The organism is Tychonema sp. LEGE 07196, from assembly GCF_963890365.1.
GTDB lineage: Bacteria > Cyanobacteriota > Cyanobacteriia > Cyanobacteriales > Microcoleaceae > Microcoleus.
Window position 1 is genome coordinate 18,702 of record NZ_CAWPRX010000116.1, and the last position, 21,506, is coordinate 40,207.

The 21,506-nt window shown below is 47.2% G+C and carries 18 protein-coding genes; 10 read left to right on the forward strand and 8 right to left on the reverse strand.

Features of this window, described 5'->3' with window-relative positions; genetic code table 11:
• Positions 1 to 66: 66 nt before the first annotated feature.
• Positions 67 to 399, reverse strand: coding sequence for a DUF4870 domain-containing protein (locus AACV78_RS14070; RefSeq protein WP_194008546.1), 333 nt, complete (start codon positions 397 to 399; stop codon positions 67 to 69).
• A 103-nt stretch (positions 400 to 502) separates the two neighbouring features.
• Between AACV78_RS14070 and prfC the strand changes: the two genes are divergently transcribed.
• Positions 503 to 2,131 carry a peptide chain release factor 3 gene (gene prfC / locus AACV78_RS14075; RefSeq protein ID WP_194008547.1) on the forward strand — a complete coding sequence of 543 codons (1,629 nt, stop codon included), beginning with the start codon at positions 503 to 505 and terminating at the stop codon, positions 2,129 to 2,131.
• Positions 2,132 to 2,424: 293 nt separating this feature from the next.
• On the opposite strand, the gene AACV78_RS14080 is transcribed toward prfC, so the two are convergent.
• Complete coding sequence (locus AACV78_RS14080) at positions 2,425 to 3,345, reverse strand: alpha/beta hydrolase (RefSeq protein WP_194008548.1); 921 nt, start codon at positions 3,343 to 3,345, stop codon at positions 2,425 to 2,427.
• 187 nt (positions 3,346 to 3,532) lie between these two features.
• Here AACV78_RS14080 and AACV78_RS14085 point away from each other — a divergent pair, with 187 nt between their 5' ends.
• On the forward strand, positions 3,533 to 3,961 hold the full coding sequence (locus AACV78_RS14085) for an NUDIX domain-containing protein (RefSeq protein ID WP_194008549.1): 429 nt from the start codon (positions 3,533 to 3,535) through the stop codon (positions 3,959 to 3,961).
• Positions 3,962 to 4,250: 289 nt separating this feature from the next.
• On the opposite strand, the gene AACV78_RS14090 is transcribed toward AACV78_RS14085, so the two are convergent.
• A complete protein-coding gene (locus tag AACV78_RS14090) occupies positions 4,251 to 4,598 on the reverse strand; it encodes a hypothetical protein (protein ID WP_194008593.1) in 348 nt (115 codons plus the stop codon).
• Here AACV78_RS14090 and AACV78_RS14095 point away from each other — a divergent pair.
• Complete coding sequence (locus AACV78_RS14095) at positions 4,498 to 5,412, forward strand: NAD(P)H-dependent glycerol-3-phosphate dehydrogenase (RefSeq protein WP_194008550.1); 915 nt, start codon at positions 4,498 to 4,500, stop codon at positions 5,410 to 5,412. The genes AACV78_RS14090 and AACV78_RS14095 overlap by 101 nt on opposite strands.
• A gap of 242 nt (positions 5,413 to 5,654) precedes the next feature.
• Here the strand turns inward: AACV78_RS14095 and AACV78_RS14100 are convergent, their stop codons facing one another.
• Positions 5,655 to 5,885, reverse strand: a complete 231-nt coding sequence (locus AACV78_RS14100) for a hypothetical protein (RefSeq protein ID WP_194008551.1) — start codon at positions 5,883 to 5,885, stop codon at positions 5,655 to 5,657.
• An 82-nt stretch (positions 5,886 to 5,967) separates the two neighbouring features.
• The gene (locus AACV78_RS14105) at positions 5,968 to 6,273 is read right to left on the reverse strand and encodes a small RNA NsiR4-regulated ssr1528 family protein (protein WP_194008552.1); all 306 of its coding nucleotides are present in this window, start codon (positions 6,271 to 6,273) and stop codon (positions 5,968 to 5,970) included.
• A 24-nt stretch (positions 6,274 to 6,297) separates the two neighbouring features.
• On the opposite strand from AACV78_RS14105, the gene AACV78_RS14110 reads away from it, so the two are divergent.
• On the forward strand, positions 6,298 to 6,495 hold the full coding sequence (locus AACV78_RS14110; RefSeq protein ID WP_194008553.1) for a hypothetical protein: 198 nt from the start codon (positions 6,298 to 6,300) through the stop codon (positions 6,493 to 6,495).
• A gap of 575 nt (positions 6,496 to 7,070) precedes the next feature.
• Entirely contained in the window at positions 7,071 to 8,045 is a 975-nt protein-coding gene (locus tag AACV78_RS14115) for a phosphate/phosphite/phosphonate ABC transporter substrate-binding protein (protein ID WP_194008554.1), read from the forward strand.
• 327 nt (positions 8,046 to 8,372) lie between these two features.
• Here AACV78_RS14115 and AACV78_RS14120 read toward each other — a convergent pair whose 3' ends face one another.
• Entirely contained in the window at positions 8,373 to 8,522 is a 150-nt protein-coding gene (locus AACV78_RS14120; RefSeq protein WP_194008555.1) for a hypothetical protein, read from the reverse strand.
• Here AACV78_RS14120 and AACV78_RS14125 point away from each other — a divergent pair.
• Positions 8,502 to 9,242, forward strand: a complete 741-nt coding sequence (locus AACV78_RS14125; RefSeq protein WP_194008556.1) for a phosphonate ABC transporter ATP-binding protein — start codon at positions 8,502 to 8,504, stop codon at positions 9,240 to 9,242. The genes AACV78_RS14120 and AACV78_RS14125 overlap by 21 nt on opposite strands.
• 79 nt (positions 9,243 to 9,321) lie before the next feature.
• Positions 9,322 to 10,116, forward strand: a complete 795-nt coding sequence (gene phnE / locus AACV78_RS14130; protein ID WP_194008557.1) for a phosphonate ABC transporter, permease protein PhnE — start codon at positions 9,322 to 9,324, stop codon at positions 10,114 to 10,116.
• Positions 10,117 to 10,232: 116 nt separating this feature from the next.
• Here the strand turns inward: phnE and AACV78_RS14135 are convergent, their stop codons facing one another.
• Positions 10,233 to 15,971, reverse strand: coding sequence for a cadherin-like domain-containing protein (locus AACV78_RS14135; protein WP_304941014.1), 5,739 nt, complete (start codon positions 15,969 to 15,971; stop codon positions 10,233 to 10,235).
• Positions 15,972 to 17,505: 1,534 nt separating this feature from the next.
• Here AACV78_RS14135 and AACV78_RS14140 point away from each other — a divergent pair.
• Positions 17,506 to 17,760 (forward strand): hypothetical protein, encoded by a 255-nt coding sequence (locus AACV78_RS14140; protein ID WP_194008558.1) that lies wholly within the window; start codon positions 17,506 to 17,508, stop codon positions 17,758 to 17,760.
• Between the two features lie 4 nt (positions 17,761 to 17,764).
• Complete coding sequence (locus tag AACV78_RS14145; RefSeq protein WP_194008559.1) at positions 17,765 to 19,429, forward strand: CHAT domain-containing protein; 1,665 nt, start codon at positions 17,765 to 17,767, stop codon at positions 19,427 to 19,429.
• A 377-nt stretch (positions 19,430 to 19,806) separates the two neighbouring features.
• On the opposite strand, the gene AACV78_RS14150 is transcribed toward AACV78_RS14145, so the two are convergent.
• On the reverse strand, positions 19,807 to 19,986 hold the full coding sequence (locus AACV78_RS14150; protein ID WP_194008560.1) for a hypothetical protein: 180 nt from the start codon (positions 19,984 to 19,986) through the stop codon (positions 19,807 to 19,809).
• Positions 19,987 to 21,045: 1,059 nt separating this feature from the next.
• Between AACV78_RS14150 and AACV78_RS14155 the strand changes: the two genes are divergently transcribed.
• Positions 21,046 to 21,456 (forward strand): AbrB family transcriptional regulator, encoded by a 411-nt coding sequence (locus tag AACV78_RS14155; protein WP_194008561.1) that lies wholly within the window; start codon positions 21,046 to 21,048, stop codon positions 21,454 to 21,456.
• Positions 21,457 to 21,506: the final 50 nt, after the last annotated feature.

Sequence of the window (21,506 nt, forward strand, 5' to 3'; positions counted from 1 at the left end):
AATTAAAAACCCGGTTTCTGAAAAAAACCGGGTTATTTAAATCGATGGTGAAGCGCGATTTGCTGTCTAAACTATGCGGAAAATAAAAGGATAGCGGTAAGGTTGGTTGGGATTTTGCAAAATGTGGAGGATGGCCATGATTGTTAGTCCCCAATGAATTGCGAAACCTATCAAGCCTGCTAAGCCAAGTGTCACAAAAGATAGTGGAACCAAAATCAGACCGTACAACCATACATTCAGGTGAAAATTGATCGATTCTGTGGCGTTTTCTTTGACAACGGGGTCATCTGATACTAACAATACTGCGATCGGCGCTCCGATCGAGAACAGTAACGTGCTGAAAAAAATTGCCCCGTGACACACGAGTGATAGCAGCTTGCGCTTGTCGGAGTCGTACATATTACTTGTATTTCCTTGACTTTACTGATAATTTTACCTTCTATAGCAACTCTAGCACAGGCTATAATGGCGATCGGGTGATGATTCCCCTACTTACTTTGTGATGACAACAGAACTCGAAACTGAACTGCTAACTGCTGTAGAGCGCCGGCGCAACTTTGCCATTATCTCGCACCCTGATGCGGGTAAAACTACTTTGACAGAAAAGCTGCTGCTTTACGGAGGTGCAATTCACGAAGCAGGTTCTGTGAAAGCGCGGCGGGCCCAGCGACACGCTACATCTGACTGGATGGCGATGGAACAGCAGCGGGGAATTTCGATTACTTCTACTGTTTTGCAGTTTGAGTATAAAAATTATCACATTAATCTGCTCGATACTCCGGGACACCAAGATTTTAGCGAAGATACTTATCGAACTCTGGCGGCGGCTGACAATGCGGTGATGCTTGAGGATGCTGCTAAGGGTTTGGAACCGCAAACTCGCAAGTTATTTGAAGTTTGTAAGTTGCGACGTCTGCCTATTTTTACTTTCTTTAATAAGCTCGATCGCCCTAGCAGAGATCCTTTGGATTTGTTGGACGAAATTGAGAAGGAATTGGGCTTACAGACTTATCCGGTAAATTGGCCGATCGGTACGGGCGATCGCTTTAAGGGTGTTTTTGACCGCAGAGGGCGCAAAATTCACTTGTTCGAGCGCAGTCAACACGGTTCTCGCGCGGCAGTTGATACCGTCATTGAATTGGGCGATCCGCGCATTGAGGATTTGTTGGAACAAGACCTTTACTATCAGCTTAAAGAAGAGTTGGAACTGCTGGATGAGTTGGGAACGGAACTGGATTTAGATTTGGTTCGGGCTGGGAAAATGACTCCGGTTTTCTTTGGCAGCGCGATGAGCAATTTTGGGGTAGAACTGTTTTTGGATGCGTTTTTAGATTACGCGATGAAGCCGATCGCCCGCAACAGCAGCGTCGGGGAACTTCCGCCAACTTACGAAGATTTCACCGGGTTTGTGTTTAAATTGCAAGCAAATATGGATCCGAGACACCGCGATCGCGTAGCGTTTATTCGGGTTTGTACGGGCAAGTTTGAAAAGGACATGAACGTGACTCACGCTCGCACGGGTAAAACAGTGCGTTTGTCAAGACCTCAAAAGTTATTTGCTCAGGATCGGGAGTCGATCGAAGTTGCGTATCCGGGCGATGTGATCGGTTTGAACAATCCGGGGGTTTTTGCGATCGGCGATACTATTTACACCGGGCAAAAACTGGAATATGAAGGAATTCCCTGTTTTTCACCGGAACTTTTTGCTGTTTTGAGAAATCCCAATCCTTCTAAATTTAAGCAGTTCCGCAAAGGTGTTTCCGAGTTGCAGGAAGAGGGCGCAGTACAAATTATGTATTCGGCTGACGAGTCGAAACGCGAACCAATTTTGGCAGCAGTAGGACAGTTGCAATTTGAGGTGGTGCAGTTCAGAATGCAGTCGGAATACAATGTGGAAACGACGATCGAGATGTTGCCTTACAGTGTAGCTCGTTGGGTTGACGGCGGTTGGGATGCACTGGCTAAGGTTGGACGGTTGTTTAATACGGTGACGGTGAAAGATACTTGGGGAAGGCCAGTTTTGCTGTTTAGAAATGACTGGAATTGCCGGCAGGTGGAAGGGGAGCATCCTATATTGAAATTAAATGCGATCGCCCCTGTGGTTTCTGGTTTGGCTGTTAGCGCGGAGTGAGCGTTATACCAATTTCATAAAATAGCGCTAGATCTTACCCCCCAACCCCCCCTTACTAATGGGGGCTAAGACTTTGATCTCCGAACTTACAGGAGAGAAAACTGTAGGAGGATCTTAAGTTACTACGGTTTACTTAAGTTATAGGTTGTAGGGTGCGTCGCTCCTTGAATCTGGCGTTGCGGGGCGAAAGTTGTTCTTGGTGGCGCACCCTACGTTCACTCCTACCAATCCAGTTAAAAACAATACAAACCAAAGTCAAATTATAGCTTTTTTGAATGAAACAATTCACATTTCTAATTTTTCTGTGCGACCAGTGATATTTTAAACTGTTTTCCCACATAACTCAATGAATCGGCTAAATGTTTGTGCCAATAATTCCAACCGACATCAGGGCCAACAATCCCGTGTCCGCCCGGAAATTTATTAAATTCGTTAGCAACATTCAAACGGTTTAATTCTTCGTGAAACTGTTGCGTAGAAATTAGAAATTCCTTGTCTTCTTCCCCAGCATCCAAATAAGCGCGCAATCGCTGTTTATCTTTAACAGAAATTTTTTCCACTAAATATTTAGGACTGTTAGCCTTGCCACTTTGATCGGTAAAATAACCGCTGTGGCTGAACAGAATATTAAAATTATTCAAGTAGCGCAAACCAATATTAAAAGCTCCCCAACCCCCCGAAGATTGTCCTCCCATTGCCCAAAATTTGGGGTCTTGCTGCGTTCTGTAGCGCGATTTGACGATTTGAACCAACTCGGAGCCGATCGCAGTTCCAACCCGACCATTGGGCCCGTCAAAATATTGCGGATCCCACAAAGGACTCGTACCCCGCTTGTCGTTTCCGTCAGGAGTAATGATAATTGACGGCGGCAATCTTTTGGTTTTATATAAATCGTGAAGTACAGAAGTAACAGCAGCTTTGTCTTGATAAGCGCGCGCGTCTCCGTGCCCGCCATGCAGCAAAAAAATCACTGGATAGCGCTGTTTGGAATTTTTTGCGTACCCAGGCGGTAAAATTAAGCCGTAGGTGCGCTCTGAATTCATAGCTGCACTTTTATATGTTTTGAGCTCAAAATCTAAGTTGGCATCTACTATTACTTTCGGAGGGTCTAACTGAGGTGCTCCGGCAATAAAAACGTACCAGTATCCAGTCGCACCTAGTATGAGGATTGCACCCGTACCGATACCTAAAAATTTTCCCAGCCACTTAGGCATAATGTTAGTTGACGATTGACGGTTGACGGTTACTTGTTATTTGCTACTTGTTATTTGTTACTTGTTATTTGTTACTTGTTATTTGTTATTTGTTACATATAAAATCATTAATACCCAATGCCCAATGACCTGTTTGGCCGATGCCCGATTCCCCATTCCCCATGCCCCATTCCCAATTCCCAACAAAATGAATTACCGAAATCCCGCTCCTACAGTTGATATTATCATTGAATTGACCGATCGCCCGCACCGACCAATAGTTTTGATAGAACGTCTCCACATTCCCTACGGCTGGGCGATTCCCGGCGGCTTTGTCGATTACGGGGAATCGGTAGAAACGGCCGCCAAACGCGAAGCTTTAGAAGAAACGAGTTTGAATGTAGAATTGATCGAGCAATTCTACGTTTATTCTGACCCGAATCGCGACGCGCGCCAGCATACTATTAGTATTGTATTCTTGGCTGTGGCAACGGGCCAACCTCAAGCTGCCGACGATGCTAAAAATTTACAAATTTTTGAATCTTGGCAGATTCCTGCACAATTGTGTTTCGATCACGAGATCATTTTACAAGATTATTGGCGTTACCGTCATTACGGATTGCGGCCGCGTTTGTAGGGGAAGGAAGAGGGAAGTTCGGCAGCGGATTATGTAACGGATGTAACGGATGTAACGGATGTAAGTCCGATGTCCGTCGGAAGAGGGAAGAAGGAAGAAGTCATTAGTCATTAGTCATTAGTCATTAGTCATTAGTGCTGTCCTCCCCGATATTTCCGTCCAACGTCATCAGGAAGAAGGAATAGAGAAGATTATTCTGTAAGTTTTTCACCGCAGAATAACGCCGATTAACGCGGATGAATGCTAAATCATGTATAGTTGATATGCGTTATTCTGCGTTTTCGTCTATCTAAATAAGTAAATCTACCAAGTTAAACCTAAAATACGGCTTGCGAAAAAGCTTACTGGGTATTCCTTCTTCCTTCTTCCCTCGGACCTCTTCCTTCTTCCCTCTTCCCTCTTCCATCTTCCTTCTTCCTTCTTCCTTCTTCCTTCTTCCGACGGACATCGGACTTACATCCGTTACATCCGTTACATCCGTTACATCCGTTACATAATCCGCTGCCGAACTTCCTTCTTCCTTATCAATAAATTTTATGGTGAATTTGACAATATTAGGCGGGGGTGTATGGGGTTCAGCACTGGCAAATCTCGGAAGCAAAAATGGCGATCGCGTTAATTTGTGGTCGCGCCGCACTTCTGTTAGTCTAGAATCAGTGATAGCTGGCGCCGATGTGGTGATTTCGGCAGTTTCGATGAAAGGAGTTGGGGAAACAGTCGATCGCCTGCTTGCCTTAAACTTAAATCCGAGTACAATTATAGTTACTGTCACCAAAGGTTTAGACCCCGCCACGACGCGCACTCCGTCTCAAATTTGGCAAAATGCTTTTCCTAACAATCCCATAGTCGTACTTTCCGGGCCCAATCTTTCCGAAGAAATTCAGCAGGGATTACCGGCTGCAACGGTGGCGGCGAGTGTGGATTTAGCGGCGGCGAAGCAAGTACAAAATATTTACAGTTCGGATATTTTTCGCGTTTATGTCAATCAAGATCCCCTGGGGACTGAGTTAGGTGGAACGCTGAAGAATGTTTTTGCGATCGCCGCTGGTGTTTGCGACGGTTTACAATTAGGAACTAATGCTAAATCTGCTTTGCTGACTCGCGCTTTGCCAGAAATGATTCGGGTGGGAGTTCGTTTGGGAGCTCGCGCCGAAACTTTTTACGGTTTGTCTGGTTTGGGAGATTTACTCGCTACTTGCAATAGTTCTTTGTCGCGCAATTATCGGGTTGGCTTCGGATTGTCTCAAGGTAAGCCTTTAGAGAATATTTTGCACGAATTGCAGAGCACTGCTGAGGGTGTTAATACTACTAATGTTTTAATTGATTTGGCGGTGCGGCGCGAGATAGAAGTCCCCGTTTCCCGTCAAGTTTACCGCTTGCTGAACGGTGAAATTACTGCTGAACAAGCTGTTTTGTCACTGATGGAACGAGGTTTAAAACCTGAGATTTAGGATCGTTTAGGAATATATTTGTAAGGACTTAAGCTTTGCTTAAGTCCCTACCCGTACCTCAAATTTTAAGAATTGGTATCGCGACTTGCGAGTTAGGAATTATATCATGTCCGTTGAAGTGCCGGAACCGACTTTTTGCTGCGGGCAGATTTTTCGATATTCTGGATTGGAATTACAGATTGTTGCTGAAATCCGCCCCTAGGAATATAGGCGTAAATTAACCGGACATGATAAAAACAGCTTTACATCTTGCCTTTCTGCATTACCTCTTGAAGGTGCTGCCGAATTTCCTGTGCGTGTTCCATGTCAGCTTGCTGCAATTTTTGAAAGAGCTGCACGCAAGGCTGAGAACCTGTTTCTTCAGCGTCTTTCATGTAACTTTCGTAGGCTTTCAAAGCTTCCGACTTGTTTTGCAAAACTGTTAACAAATCGTATTCGAGATTGCTGATGACTGTACTGCCGTTAGTGTTCATAAATTTACTCTCCACTATGACTTGTCCCAAGTTTGACCGATCCGGGGAGGGCTGTTCATCTGTCTAAAAGGGTAAATGATTTTTACTTTCCGCCGTAATAAAAAACGACTTCTTTGTCTTTGAGCGGTGCAAAGTCGGCTGCAGTTAGCATTTTATCGAGTTCAGCTTGAGGCAGGTGTTTGACACCGATTCGGACAATGCGCGATCGCATGGTGTTTGACACGCCGCTGCGCTGTCTGCCGGCTTCTAACCCCATTACTTTCTCGTACAGGTCTAATTTTGCTTTCGGAATCGGAGTGCCGTCAAAGTCGATTCCCGAGGCGATCGCAACATCGATCGCATCTGCACCCGTTGTAGGTGCAGGCGCTGAGTTAGTTTCTGAAGACATTGTGCTGTTCTATCAAAGTTTGCTGTGGAAGTATTTTATCAGACAATTCTTGACTTTGCTCAAATTTCTCAATCCTTAATATTTGGTATTTCCCAAATATTTAGCGATCGCCCCAAAGCCCGTCAGGGGTTTAAACCCTTAGCGGACTTTCGCAATTACGAAATGGCTAACTTTCGGATGCACAAATTGGCAGACTTAACTACAGTAAAAAATCGATTTTAATTATCCACATTTCCCCGCTGACAAATTCCCCAACTCTTGCATTTTCTGTCAGACAAAAAACATTATTTATTTAGCGAATTTCCGCCTTCACAACAGTTGGGATATCTTCTACACAAGCAGTACCGAAAAGTCAATTTTCCTAAAGACGGCGCGCGCCGCCAGCAATTGTATCCGCGCATCCCGACAGAAAACCGCGAAATTAAAACGAACCCTGGGCCCCAAATTCTCGCACTTGAAAAATACTTGACAATTAGTCTGTTTGGCGAGAGTTCCCCAAGTCAGCACCAGAGTCTTGAAAGCTTTGCCCTGCAAGCGCTTTGCTGCCGCCTCCACATCGGCAAAACTGACGGGAAAGGGATTTTTATCACCAAGGTTGGCTGTGATATTTTTTCTGCGCCTGGTGCTAGTGCGAGATTATACCACAAATTGAGTCAGAGTCATATCACTTTTAATGATATTACATATCACAAATTATTATTTAACTATTGCAACTCATTACGAAAAGAGCTGTAGAATAACATGAAGATTATTGCCATAAATTATCAAGTAGTTGCGGTTGCATAGGAGAACGATTAATGAATCCAAAGTTTAAAGTGATAGCAAGCGCTAGCGCCGGATTGTTGCTGTTGGGGGCTTTGACGGCGAATGCAGTGGGAATCGGGCAAAAGGCGATCGCCCAAAAAACGCAGCAGGGCGAGCGAGATTTAAGAGCACAAGCTCCGATAAATCGCATTAGAATCGTATTTGCCAACCGCAGAGATGCTACAGACTTGCAAAATAAAGCCAATCAAGTAGCGCAAATACTTTCCAAAGAAATAGGAATGCCAGTCGATGCAGTCATCGGCGACGAAACCGCCGCCGTAGAAGCATTGAGGGCCAACAGAGCCGACGTGGCATTTGTAGCAGGGCGCGCGGCATTAAAAGCAGAACAATTAGCCAAAGCGCGGATGTATTTAGCAGAAGTTCGCAGCGATTATTCCGGCGGAAATACATACGATTCAGTGTTCGTAGTGCGCCAAGACAGTCCCCTGCGCCCCAAAGGTTCAGCAAAGCAAACCCTCGAACAATTGAAAGGCAAAAAAATGGCTTTCACCTCTCGAACTTCCGGTTCGGGATTCATTTTCCCAATCTCAGCATTGGTGGGTCAAGGATTAGTTTCAGGGCCGGATAGACTGGAGAGCTTTTTCGGAAATGTCACCTATGGTGACGGCTACAGCAGCGCTTTGCAATCTGTTTTAAGAGGTCAAGCAGATGTCGGAGTTGTCTCGGAATATGCTTTGCTGCCGCCTTGGATTACAGCGGAAGAAGGCAAGAAATTGCGAGTTTTGCAACAAGTTCCCGGAGTGCCAGCCCACGGAATTGTGATTGACGATCGCGTTCCTGCACCGATGCGGGAAAAACTGATTAATGCTTTCATGAAAATGAACGAACCTGCAAACAATCAATTGTTCCGCAGTTTGTACAATTCTCAGAAATTAGTAAAAGTCGATCATACGCGCCATTTAGCAACCTTGCGCCAAGCTTTGGTGCGCGCCAAACTCGAACCATAAAATCAAGGTTCGTAGCGAGAGTAAAGGTTCGCAGTGAAGGCTTCAGTTCGCAAAAAAAGAAGGACTAAAGTCCTCACTACGAACCGATTTTATTGTTACCCATCGAGGAGACAGTATAGCCTTTATGTGCTCTCATATAAGGCATTGGCCCGCGCAGGGCATTGGGCGAGCGCGAAGCGGAGGGATTGGGCATTGGGCGAGCGCGAAGCGGAGGGATTGGGCATTGGGCATACCTCACTTTTTTGAGAAAGGCTATATATTAATGGCAAAGTTGATCGACAAATAGTTACCAAATTAACACGCCCAATTAAAAATTAATATAAATAGCTAAAATTTTTTCTTCCTTCTTCCTTCTTCCTTCTTCCTTCTTCCTTCTTCCTTCTTCCTTCTTCCGTCGGACTTACATCCGTTACATCCGTTACATCCCGTACATTGCTCGTTGCCGAACTTCTTCTTATGACTATCGAATGCAGCCAATTAAAAACAGCTTATTCAACCGCCCTAAACCGCCCGATTTTGAACGGAATAGATTGCGAAATAAAACAAGGCGAATTTGTAGCGCTTCTCGGCTTAAACGGTGCTGGAAAATCTACACTTCTCCGTTCATTTGTCGGATTAGTCCCCGTCAAAACAGGAGAAATTCGGATTAACGATACAATCATAACTCCGCGCACTCTGAGGCGAATTCGGCGCGATATTGGCTTGATTTTTCAAGGCGGCGGGTTGGTAAAACAGTCAGCGGCGATCGACAATGTGCTTTGTGGTTGCTTGGGAAATTTGAATACTTGGGAGACTTTGTGGGGTTTTCCGAAACAGCAGCGCGATCGAGCATTTGACCTACTAACAGACTTCGGACTCAAAGACCTAGCATATCAAAAAACCGGACTGCTCAGCGGCGGACAACAGCAAAGAGTCGCCATCGCCCGCGCCTTAATCCAATCCCCCCAGATTTTACTCGCCGACGAACCCACCAGCGGATTAGACGTAATCGCCGCCCAACAAGTAATGGAAATCCTCGCCCAACTGCACCAAAAACAAGGAATGACCGTAGTTGTAGTATTGCACGATTTAGGAATGGCCAGCACTTTTTCAGAAAGGGCGATCGTCCTAGATGCCGGTCAAATAGTCTATGATGGCAAATGCCATAACCTGTCCGACAAATTCAGCCAACTAACACCTCCCAAACTAGCAGTCTAAACCCCTCTATTCTCAACTCTTCCTCTGTGCCCTCTGCGCCCTCTGCGGTTCATTTAAAAAAAAATAAAAATCAACGCAAATGACCGAAAAAAACTCATATAATTTATCTAAAAATTACGGCTGGCTCAAAAATATCAGTATTGCAGCAGGCTTAATTTTACTTTACGGTTGGGCGCTGCGGGGACTAGAAATTGACGCAGAAACCCTGACCAACAGTTGGCCTTACATGACAGATTTTATCTCGCGCTTGTGGCCGCCAAATCTCGAAATAATTGACGTAGCAATTAAAGCTTTAATCGAAACAGTTCAAATGTCATTGTGGGGAACGACATTCGGAGCAATTTTGTCCATCCCAATTGCGATTTGTAGCGCCCGCAACATAGCACCAAAGTGGTTGCGCTGGTTGGCTAATTTATTGCAAAATGCCGTGCGTTCAGTGCCTTCAATTGTGCTGGGATTGCTGTTTGTATCGGCGACTGGTTTGGGCGCGCCGGCCGGTACTTTGGCGCTGGCAATTTATACGATCGGCTATCTTGCTAAATTTTATCAGGAGGCGATCGAATCTGTGGAAGCGCGATCGGTCGAATCGTTAGAAGTAGTCGGTGCATCTTGGCTGCAAGTGGCGCAATACGGAATTTTCCCGCAGGTATTGCCGCTAGCCCTCGGTTACACGCTGTGGATGTTCGAGTACAACATTCGGGCGGCTTCGGTGTTGGGAGTAGTGGGCGCTGGCGGCATTGGCTTTGAATTAGTCAATTATATCAGGTCTTTTGAGTACAATAAAGCAACAACAATGATGTTAGTGCTGTTAGTTGTAGTAACGGTGATAGATATTATTAGCAGCAAATGGCGGCAGCGGTTGGAAACAAAATAAAAATAGGTTGAGAAACAAAAGAAGGACGCAGCATTGCCGTGTCCTTCTTTTATTGGGACACAGCAATGCTGTGTCCCCGCGCATATCCCCGATATTCAGAACGGAATTCTTGCCCTTTAGAACAAGAACAATTCAGAATTACCAGACACTCCCAAATCGACATTGACAGTAGCAAACAAACTGTTGCCACCAACCGTAGAACCGTTGCTATCGTAGTACAGCTTAGTAGTATTAGCTACACTATCGAAGAGAGCAATAATCGACGGCGCAGTCAACGTTGACTCGATCGCGCTTACAGTAGCAACAGTGCTGCTGTATAGGTAGAAACTCGAACCCAAAGCGCCCGCTCCGAGCCCGACAAAAGCAGACTTGTCAATGTTAATTACATCATCAACAATGCTGTAATCGGTAATGATATCCCCGCCACCAGCAGTAGTTCCGGTGAACACGAACACATCAGCACCAAGCCCGCCGCTGAGAACATTTGTTCCCGCACCGCCGGTTAAAGTATCATTCCCGTCGCCGCCGAAGAGACTGTCGCTACCCGCGCCACCGAAGAGACTGTCATTACCAGCGCCACCGGAGATGCTGTCATCACCCGCGCCACCGTCGAAAATATCAGCACCAGAGCCACCGTTCAAAATATCGGAGAACTCAGTACCAGTGACGCTGTTACCGCTAGCATCTCCGGTAAACAACACAGGAGTGCTGAAGTTGTAACCGCCAGCACCAGAACCGAAGTTGTTAAAGGCTACGGGGAAAGTATTCCCAGCAGCAGTTAAATCGGCAACGCTACCCGACGAGCTAGGAGAAGTTGCAACCGGAGCACTGGTAATTGTCCCTGTAAACACAAAGTCCGCAGTTCCCAAATTGCCAGCAGCAGTACCCAAGTTCGCAATAATTGTCGAACCGCCCGTCACCGTACCGTTCGAGTCAAACACCAACACAGTTTCGTTCGACGCATTGCTGTAGGCGAAGAAACCAGCACTTGTAGAATTGCCCAGAACTTTAGCTTGTGCAGCTTCCACCGTTGCATAAGTTCCGCCTGTGAAAATCACCAACTCTTTGCCAGTAATGTCAGGAGTTGAACCCGTCACACCGTCAAAGTTAGTAGTAGTCAAATTGCCAAATTTGCTGGCTGCAAACTGGAATTTGTCAACCCCAAAGGTAAAGTCGGTAATGCTATCAGCACCTTCACCGGGAGCATTGTAAACAAAGATATCCGCACCAGCACCGCCAGTCAGAACATCTACACCGCTGCCACCTGTGAGGATGTCAGCAAACTCAGTACCCGTGACGCTGTTAGCGCTAGCATCTCCTGTAAACAACACAGGAGTGCTGAAGTTGTAACCGCCAGCACCAGAACCGAAGTTGTTAAAGGCGACGGGGAAAGTGTTCCCAGCCGCAGTTAAATCGGCAACGCTACCTGAGTTGGTAGTAGTACCAGTCGGATTAGTACCAGTCCCAGAATTGCTAATCGTCCCAGTAAACAAAAAGTCCGCCGTGCCCAAACTTCCTGCTGCTGTACCCAAGTTCGCAATTAAGGTAGAACCGTCGGCTGCTGTACCGTTCGAGTCAAAATACAACACAGTCTCGTTCGACGCATTGGTAAACGCGAAGAAACCAGCACTTGTAGAACTGCCCAAAGCAGACGCTTGTGCAGCTTCCAAAGAGGCATAACTGCCGCCGGTGAAAATCACCAACTCTTTGCCAGTAATGTCAGGAGTTGAACCCGTCACACCGTCAAAGTTAGTAGTAGTCAAATTGCCGAATTCGCTGGCTGCAAACTGGAATTTGTCAACCCCAAAGGTAAAGTCGGTAATCGTATCGCCGCCTTCACCGGGAGCCTTGTAACCAAAGATATCCGCACCGGAACCACCTGTGAGAATATCCGCACCTCCACCACCAGTGATGATGTCAGCAAATTCAGTACCGGTGACGCTGTTAGCACTCGCATCTCCAGTAAATAAAACAGGAGTGCTGAAGTTGTAACCGCCAGCACCAGAACCGAAGTTGTTAAAGGCTACGGGGAAAGTGTTCCCAGCAGCAGTTAAATCGGCAACGCTACCTGAGTTGGTAGTAGTACCAGTTGGGGAATTGCTAATTGAGCCAGTAAACAAAAAGTCTGCCGAGCCCAAACTTCCTGCAGCAGTACCCAAGTTCGCAATTAAGGTAGAACCGCCTGCTAAAGTGCCGTTCGAGTCAAAATACAACACCGTTTCGTTCGACGCATTGGTAAACGCGAAGAAACCAGCACTTGTAGAACTGCCCAAAGCAGACGCTTGTGCAGCTTCCAAAGAGGCATAACTGCCGCCTGTGAAAATCACCAACTCTTTGCCAGTAATGTCAGGAGTTGAACCCGTAATACCGTCAAAGTTAGTAGTAGTCAAATTGCCGAATTCGCTGGCTGCAAACTGGAATTTGTCAACCCCAAAGGTAAAGTCGGTAATTTTATCGCCGCCTTCTTTAGTTGTCGCGTAAACAAACAGATCCGCACCGCTGCCGCCGCTTAAGACATCCAAACCGAGGCCGCCGGTGATGGTATCGTTGCCGTCGCCGCCCTTGATGGTATCGTTAAAATTGCTGCCGACAATGTTGTCGTCGCCTCCTAAACCGTCGAAATTAACGGCGGCAGGATAAGTGCCGAAATTAACATTGTCAGGGCCGGCAGTACCGACAGGAACATTTAGCGACGGGCCGCTGAAGACAAAGTTACTGACTTGCAGGCTAAATGTCAGCGAGAAACTGGTGACAATTTCAAAGCGCGCCCCAACAGAAAATACCAGCACGGAACGGCCCGTAGCGGCATCTGTAAACTGACAGAAAACAGGCGCGTCGGTGTTGCCGCCCAAGGCTGCAAACCGCGCTTGCAAAGTGGCGATGCTGTTAACGGTGATATCAGCACTAAAGTCGAGCAAGTTAGCGCTGCCGATCGACCCAACAGCAGAATTAGCAGTAATTTCCAGTCGAGTCAAGCTAGAAACACTGAGATTACCAAAAGCTGCCGTAGAAAGCTCTAAAACATCGTCATCGACATTAAAGTCAGTAATTAAGTCAGCTTCTACAACTGTTTGAATCTCTTGGCGGGAAACCAGATAAATAAAGCGATCCTTCCCAGCACCCCCAATGAGAGTATTGCTTCCTGCGCCACCTTCGAGCGAGTCATCGCCGTCATCTCCGGTTAACGTGTCGTTGCCGCTACCGCCGACTAATTTGTCTTTGCTCTTACCGCCGACGATATTGTCATCGTCGTCGCCGCCGTCGATATCGTTATCGCCATCGCCGCCTTTAATTGTGTCCTTGCCCTTGCCTCCCTTAAGTATGTTTTTGCCTTTACCGCCGACGATATTGTCATCGTCGTCGCCGCCGTCGATATCGTTATCGCCGTCGCCACCTTTAATTGTGTCCTTGCCCTTGCCTCCCTTAAGTATGTTTTTGCTCTTACCGCCGATGATATCGTCATCGCCATCGTCGCCGTCGATATCGTTATCGCCATCGCCACCTTTAATTGTGTCGTTGCCCTTGCCTGCTTTAATTTTGTTTTTGCCGCTACCGCCTGTAATGTCATCGCCACCGTCGCCGCCTTGGATGTCGTTATCTAGCGTCGCCGAACCGACAATAACTTGAGGCACTGTATTGCCAACAAAATTAAAGACATTTTGCTCGACTTTCAAGCTAAAAGTCTGGTTTGCGAGTACATTTTTGCCGTCGCTAACTTCAAAACCAAAACTAGCCGCACCGACAAAACCTATGGTGGCTTGGAAAGTTAACAAACCGAGACTAATGTCTGCTTGAGTGAAGCTTAAACCAACTTGGGTTACGGCTACTCCCTTAAAGAATAGTTGCCCGGTTGTAGCATCAGGCAACTGCGTTATCTTAAAGACTGTACCGCTAGCATTTGTTTCGCTATCGACAAACTTCAAGAAGTCAGAAGTAATAGTTATTTGGTTGCCGTCGGAACCGACAGTCAAACTCTTATTAGCTTCCACTCGCGGAGGGGCATTAACTACCGGGAGAGTTGGAATTCGAGTTGGAGTTGGAGTTGGAGTTGGAGTTACAGGAGTACCGTTAGCTCCCAAAAAGTCGCTAGCATCGAGAATTGTAGCGCTGACATTTAATAACAGCGCCAGCACAAAGCTATTGCTGCCCCGAATTTCGGTATTGATGCCGACTTGCACAAACGACAAGCTGCTAAAAATCAAGTCGCCAAATAGCAAAAACCTGTCGCTGCCGTCTGTGTAGTCAGTGATGACTGAACTGCCGGGACTGGTGGTGTTACTCATGACAAAAACGTCATTTCCAGCACCGCCGATACAGGTATGGTTGCCAGTACCGCCAACGATCGTATCGTTGCCGTTATTGCCCATCAAGGTGTCGTTGCCATTGCCGCCGCCGACAACGCTGTCGTCGCCGTCGCCACCGTCTGCCATGTCATTGCCGTCGCCAGTCATGAGGGTATCGTTGCCGGCACCGCCCATCAAGGTGTCGTCGCCGGTGCCAGCGACAACGCTATCGTCGCCGTCGCCGCCATCGCAAACGTCGTTGCCCGCACCACCCATCAAGGTGTCGCCGCCGTCGCCGCCCATCACGCTGTCGTCGCCGTCGCCACCGTCTGCCATGTCGTTGCCGGCACCGCCCATCAAGGTGTCGCCGCCGTCGCCGCCCATCACGCTGTCGTCGCCGTCGCCGCCATCGCAAACGTCATTGCCCGCGCCACCCATCAAGGTGTCGCCGCCGTCGCCGCCCATCACGCTGTCGTCGCCTTCGCCACCGTCTGCCATGTCGTTGCCGGCACCGCCCATCAAGGTGTCGTTGCCGGTGTCGCCCATCACGCTGTCGTCGCCTTCGCCGCCATCGCAAGCGTCATTGCCGGCACCGCCCATCACGGTGTCGTTGCCGGTGCCTCCCATCACGCTGTCGTCGCCGTCGTCGCCGTCGCAAACGTCGCTGCCGGCACCGCCCATCACGGTGTCGTTATCTTTGCCACCGTTAACGATGTCGTTGCCTTCGCCACCGTTAACGATGTCGTTGCCCCGATCGCCCCTGACGGTATCGTTGCCTTCGCCGCCGTCGCACTTGTCGTCGCCTTTGCCGCCGTACACGCTATCGCTACCTGCGCCGCCGTCAACCCGATCATTTCCGTCGTTGCCGTTTACCCAGTCATCGCCGTCATCGCCAAAACAAGTATCTTGGTCGCTGCCGCCCAAAATAGTATCGTTGTCTTTGCCACCATATACCTTGTCGTCGCCTTGGCCACCCTTAACGATGTCGTTACCGCGATCGCCTCTTATTTCATCGTCATCATCGCCACCGTCGCAATCATCGTCATCTTTACCTCCGTAAAGCCGATCTTTGCCACCGTTTCCTCTCATTCTGTCTCGGCCTTTTTTGCCGAATATCACCTCGTCAGCGCTGGTGCCGACAATTAAGTCATCGTCATCGGTACCTTCGAGAGTCTGGCGAACGCTGCCGCTGCCATCTTCTGCGTCATCTGTGCGATCGGCACTTTCTTCGGGTATAGCGTTAAATTCAGCCATTGTGCTGTCATCCTCAGCAGTTGTTTCGGATCTGCCGTTAGACTGATTCGGAACTGGGCTGTTACTGTTGCTAGCGGTGTTTTGGGCGATCGCGTCGTCAATTAACTTGGCTAATTCGCTATCAGAATCGATCGCGCTGGCGCTGCGGAAAGCCGCTAGCCGATCGAGTTCGCTGGCGGAAAGCCCGAACTCTGGTTCTTCGTCATCTAGGGCGATCGGTGCAAACAAATTGGTTTCTGTCAAGTCAGAAATTTGTGTTCGATCGCGATCGGGAAAAAGTGTTCCCGATACATTTCCTAACAACATTTCTTCTTCCATCGTTAATATTGTCTCCAAAAGATTGAGATTCTTAGAATCAGTTTATCAGCAAGGAGGAGACAGCAGAACAACAAATTATAATTTTATATTTTTGTCTGCTCTAGCGGCTGGTTTTCCACCTTTTTGTTAGAGATGCTATTTAAACTGCCAGGGGTTATTTTGCTGTTTCTGCGAGTTCTCTCTCCGGCAATCGCGCACAAAAATAACTGAGCCACCACATACACAGCAAGTTTTGTACCGAAGTTCAGCTTGCTTTTGATGTTCTCCGTAATTTCTACAGTAAGCTGCGTATACTTGCGCTTAAGGGTAGATTTTCTACGTATTTTTACCGTGATTTAGCCTTATTTAAACTCGCAGATCGCAACTCCTAGACAACCACCTAAAATTTTTTTACCCCAAATTTTCCCCTGGCTTTTCTGGCGATCGAGCCTGGTGCGCTGAAGTTTTGTAACACTTCCAGCTCTGACAAATCCTTCCCTGACTTAAGGATTTGAATTCTTGATGTAAGTGACTGTACGCTTCTAATTTTAGTTCCCGATGATTAATTACAAATTTAAATAATTCGCCGTCGCAAATATTTGTTTTAATTTTCAGTCCGGCAATTCGAGCTCGATCGCCCCGCTGCGATCGAACTGAAAAAAATATTTTTTCTGCAATATAAACAACTTAGCAAAAATCTATCTATCTTAAGACTGATTTGAAAAATCAGCAACCAACAGCAATCAACGCAGGAGTTGTTTTTAGTGAAATTGACAAGCACAAACAGACATTGCGATCGCAAATAATATCGTGTTTGCTCGCTTAAGCACAGTAATATTCGATGTGCTTGCGGACTTAAAGTCCGCACTACAAACCCTATTGACTAGGCTTCGTTTTATCAACAATCAAAATGATTGTTGTTGGAAATTATGGGAATAATTTTATGAGGGTTGTATTGTTGAAAATTAAGATTTTTAGCTTGCTCTTTTCTATTTAAATATAAATACATTAATACATTTTGATAAAGAAGAATATCATAAAAGTGGTAAAATAGCAACCCTTAATTAGAAATTATCGATAATCACTCTATCGATTGCCGATCGCCCCTGAGACATCCCAGAAACAAGTACCGTGTCGCGTACTTCTGTCGGGAAGTCTCCAAATTTTAGAAGAAAGCTCTTACTAGCAGATTCAAAACCACAACTCAATCTCAAATCTTCAAGGGCCCAATCTCAAATCGACGCTGCAGATGAGGGTTCGGGGCTTACAGATGAGGTTCCGAGCCGACCAATTCATTAATTGACACAAAATCTAGATTTCAGATGGGGGGATGATGGTAGAGGATAAGCGGTGAGTAGCGATCGGGCGATCGCCTCCCCGAAAAATTTACTCAAATTTACCTTTGATATTTCCCTGAAACAGGTGGGTGAGAGCTGAAGTTATTTTAATAAGAACTAGAGATCCGCTTGGTAAAGTACCTCCAATTTAACTTTACTCAGCAATGAGAAACTCAAGTTCCCAAGGAATGTAAAGGGGTCTGCGGTAGAGGTGCAAAATGTTAAAGATAGCAAAATTGGAGAAAATTCCGCTTTCAATTAGCCGCAGGGCAATCAAAACTAATAAACTGTTATTAAAGTACAAGTTTTACACCCTCAAAGTGTTTGAACAAATATATTTGAGTTCTGCGTTCGCCCGATCGGGGGAAGCGCAATCAGAAAGTTTCATTCAAAGAGTAAAAATCAGTTTGTCGGTGGCGATTGCTAGCTGCAAAAACGCAGGCAAAATCAGAATTGAGGCGGGAGGGCGCTAAATCGGTGAACCAGGAATTTAAACTCTCAGTTACCCCAGTTGGGGACGACGAATATCTAGTACGGACAGAAAAGGTTGCACCCGGTGTACCCTTAGCAGAACAACAAGTCCGCTGGCCGATCGACGAATGGCTGGCGCTGTCTGCTCAACTGATGAACGATCCTTTGGTGGGCTTGCTCCAGGGAACTGCTACTGGCCGGGGACTGTCACGATCGGAAAAACACTCAGCGCCTTCTTTAGTAACCCTCGGGCAACAATTATATAGCGGGCTGTTTCAAGGAAACTTGCGCGACAGTTGGACTTGCGCTCAAGGCATCGCCCAGCACCGCCGAGATGTGCTGGAACTGCGGCTCGGGCTCAAAGGCAGGGACTTGCCGCGACTACCGTGGGAAGTTCTGCACGCGGGCGATCGCCCTTTGGCAACCGGCACCGATTTGGTGTTTTCTCGCTACCAACCAGGTACAAGTTTATTCAAACAAACCCGGATACTGCCAAGTGGCGGGCCGCTAAAAATTTTAATGGCGATCGCCTCTCCCAGCGATCTAGACAACTTGCAGCTTTCGCGAGAAGTGCTGCAGCTGCAACAAGAACTGCAAAACCGCAGCGCTAACCCCCTCAAAAACGGCTTCCATTCCCCGGAAATTCAACTGACTATTCTCGAACAGCCCGATCGAGAACAGCTTACCCAAGCCCTAGAACAAGGACATTACCAAGTCCTGCACTACGCAGGCCACAGCAACCCCGGTTCCAGAGGTGGCGAACTCTACCTAGTCAGCAGCCGCACCGGCTTAACCGAAACCTTGAGCGGCGACGACTTAGCGGGATTGCTAGTCAACAACGGCATTCAGATGGCTGTGTTCAACTCCTGCCGCGGTGCCTACGGCGGCCCATCAGGCATCACAGACGACAGCCCGGAACGCAACTTAACCGAAGCTTTAGTCAAGCGGGGCATTCCTGCAGTGCTAGCAATGGCAGAAAGCATCCCCGACGAAGTAGCCCTAACTCTGACGCGACTGTTTTACCGGAATCTCAATCAAGGCTATCCAGTCGATCTCAGCCTGAGTCGGGCCAGGGCGGGACTAATTTCTACCTACGGTTCTCACCAGTTATATTGGGCTTTGCCCATTCTTTACCAGCACCCGGACTTTGACGGCTATCTGACCGGCGCTCCAACCCAAAGTACCGCATCCAGTATAGGGCTGCAAATAATCGCGTCTGGAATGCCGTCGGCGGCATCGTCTGGCACAGAATGGAAGGGGCCGTCTTCGGTGGTGGCGATCGCCCAAAACCCTCCACAGCCAGCCTATCAAACGGATGAGTCAGACAGTGAGGACGGCGAAGTCTGGGAATATTGTCCTGACCAACTAAAAGATCGCAGGGATTGGATGAGCCCTAGCGATCGAGCATCGGCGACTAATTTACCCAACTCTATTTCCGATCCAAATTCTTCGGTTATTTCACCAAACCTTGTCGCTCAAAAGGCTCAGAAAGCGTTAAAAAAACCGGGATTAAAAAAATGTCTGGCGCTGACGCTTTGCTTGTTGCCGATTGCTTTGAGTGCTGGCTTTGCTGGGTTGCGGTACTTGCAGCACCGCAGCGCGAAACCGGAACAGTTACTCCCGGAGATGCGGACTCCCCTGTCGCAAAATTATATTCAACAGATAAATTAAAATCGATTGCCCGATCGCAGGTGAGGACTTGTATCGATCGATCGGGTTGTGAATCGAAACCATACTATTTGCCATTGGCGATATGAGATTTGCGATCGGGATTTATATCATGTCCGGTCAATTTACCGCAATCAGTAAGGTTCGTAGTGCCGACGGTCGTCCGCACTACGAACCGTTTTTGTTATCAACCGGATTTGATATTACGCACTCCCGACAAAGAAACTGGGTTTTTTAGCCTTACTGCCGATTGCAGCGAAGAATTTTGTCAAAAAGCCCGGTTTCTGACCCCCGGTGCGTAAGTCCTATGAATAAAGATTGACTTATTAGATCAGGGTTGGGAGTTGCCCTGCCGCTACATTCTTTGGGTGAAAATGGTATCAAAATCTGGTATAAGTCGCGAAATGCTCGATCGAGCATTCGTGGTGCGGCGTGCCGCCAATCAAACCCAGAGCCTTAACAATTAACAACATAGTCACCGTCTGGAGCGAAAATGGTATGAAGATGCGGTGGCTTTTAAATTGTATATTTCCCTGACATCGCCAAAAATTCTCTCCCATCAGACCCTCAATCACCACACACAATTTAAATACCCAACAGCTTATTCCCTTCTTGGTGGCTGCGCGATGTTTCTGCAGCGCCGGTGGAGTCTGGTTTTAGGTGACGCTCCTACACCAACCGCAAGCGGTATGTTGTAGGCATCTGAGTTCGGTCAAGGATATCAATATCTTCCTTCATCGTTTCGCTCTACGGCGTTTTATAGTGAGGAACAGGTCCCGCCCCATTTGTCACATCAAAGCTGTTTTATCTAGATATAGATTGTTATTCTGCGATCGAAGATATGAATATTTTACCACAATTATTAAAATGATCGCTCGTCTCGTCGCCATCTTTAAGAATGCTGGTTGGCTGGGCCCAACATCGCGGAGGGAGGATAGCTCCTCACAAAAGCGCGGCTCTCATCCCACCCGCCCAAAGATTATGGGCTGGGGATTCCCGCCTGTCTAGCTAAAACCCGTTCAACGAACAGGTGAAATTTGCATGAATTTTTACCGGATTGCGATCGTCGGACTGTTTTCTGTGCGAGTTATATGCCGAACACCTTAATAGAAGATTGGGACTCGGTATTTGGGGTTTTGAGGGGATTGGCAGCCCGAAAAACAGGGTTTATAAGTAGCTAGCTGGTAGGGGGATAGAAAATATGTGCGGCCTCGCCTTGTTGAGGTAAAAGTTAACCCCGCGCAGGTAAATGCTTTGGGCAGATTTGCAGCGATCGCGCTCTAGGTATTTCCATTCATGTCTGTCTTGTTTTTTACTTTGACTGCAGACAGGAGCTGGATTGGTGAATGCAGGGAACAGACTTTACTTTAAAAAAGTAAAGCATTTAATTTGCGACAATAATTCCTGCTGCGATCGCTCCAAGGGTTCAGACAACCATTTTAGTCGCCAGCAGCAAATAAATCGCGCTTCGAGCATCCACGAGTTGTACCCCCAGTTTTGAGGCTGCAGAAATTTATCCAGAATCCGATCTTTTTAATTCTTAGTATTGACAGTGAAACAAAGTTAATCTAATGTGTTGTAATTGATATAAGTAAACTCCAATAACCGAGGTAAGGTCAATGGCAGAAACAGCGACAGCACCCTTAACAGGAAAAGGTCTGCTTCAAAAAATCAAAGGCAGCGATTTGCCTCGCAGAGAACTTGCAAAGCTTTGCGGCTACTTCACCGTCAGCAAGAGTGGAGAAACACGGATTAACCTGGCTGAGTTTTACGATGCAGTATTAGCTGCTAAGGGCATTGAGCTAGAGAAATCTAAAGCAGACGGACGCGGACGAGAAGCGAGTTATCGCGCTAGCGTTCACAAGAATGGCTCGATCGTGATCGGGGCAAATTACACCCAAGAAATGGGATTAAAGCCAGGAGACGAGTTTGAAATTAAACTCGGATACAAGCACATTCGCTTGATTCAGATCGATGCGGACAGACCAGAGGTGGAATTGGCAGATGATGAGGAGGATACAGAAGAATAAAGGCGATCGCGATGCAGTCAGCCTAGGTTAAGGCTACTGGATTTGCATTC

What these genes read in the sequence shown, in the direction of transcription:
- AACV78_RS14070 (WP_194008546.1), bottom strand. Translation starts at nt 399, where the DNA reads ATGTACGACTCCGACAAGCGCAAGCTGCTATCACTCGTGTGTCACGGG.
- prfC (WP_194008547.1), top strand. Translation starts at nt 503, where the DNA reads ATGACAACAGAACTCGAAACTGAACTGCTAACTGCTGTAGAGCGCCGG.
- AACV78_RS14080 (WP_194008548.1), bottom strand. Translation starts at nt 3,345, where the DNA reads ATGCCTAAGTGGCTGGGAAAATTTTTAGGTATCGGTACGGGTGCAATC.
- AACV78_RS14085 (WP_194008549.1), top strand. Translation starts at nt 3,533, where the DNA reads ATGAATTACCGAAATCCCGCTCCTACAGTTGATATTATCATTGAATTG.
- AACV78_RS14095 (WP_194008550.1), top strand. Translation starts at nt 4,498, where the DNA reads ATGGTGAATTTGACAATATTAGGCGGGGGTGTATGGGGTTCAGCACTG.
- AACV78_RS14100 (WP_194008551.1), bottom strand. Translation starts at nt 5,885, where the DNA reads ATGAACACTAACGGCAGTACAGTCATCAGCAATCTCGAATACGATTTG.
- AACV78_RS14105 (WP_194008552.1), bottom strand. Translation starts at nt 6,273, where the DNA reads ATGTCTTCAGAAACTAACTCAGCGCCTGCACCTACAACGGGTGCAGAT.
- AACV78_RS14115 (WP_194008554.1), top strand. Translation starts at nt 7,071, where the DNA reads ATGAATCCAAAGTTTAAAGTGATAGCAAGCGCTAGCGCCGGATTGTTG.
- AACV78_RS14125 (WP_194008556.1), top strand. Translation starts at nt 8,502, where the DNA reads ATGACTATCGAATGCAGCCAATTAAAAACAGCTTATTCAACCGCCCTA.
- phnE (WP_194008557.1), top strand. Translation starts at nt 9,322, where the DNA reads ATGACCGAAAAAAACTCATATAATTTATCTAAAAATTACGGCTGGCTC.
- AACV78_RS14135 (WP_304941014.1), bottom strand. Translation starts at nt 15,971, where the DNA reads ATGGAAGAAGAAATGTTGTTAGGAAATGTATCGGGAACACTTTTTCCC.
- AACV78_RS14140 (WP_194008558.1), top strand. Translation starts at nt 17,506, where the DNA reads ATGTTAAAGATAGCAAAATTGGAGAAAATTCCGCTTTCAATTAGCCGC.
- AACV78_RS14150 (WP_194008560.1), bottom strand. Translation starts at nt 19,986, where the DNA reads ATGGGAGAGAATTTTTGGCGATGTCAGGGAAATATACAATTTAAAAGC.
- AACV78_RS14155 (WP_194008561.1), top strand. Translation starts at nt 21,046, where the DNA reads ATGGCAGAAACAGCGACAGCACCCTTAACAGGAAAAGGTCTGCTTCAA.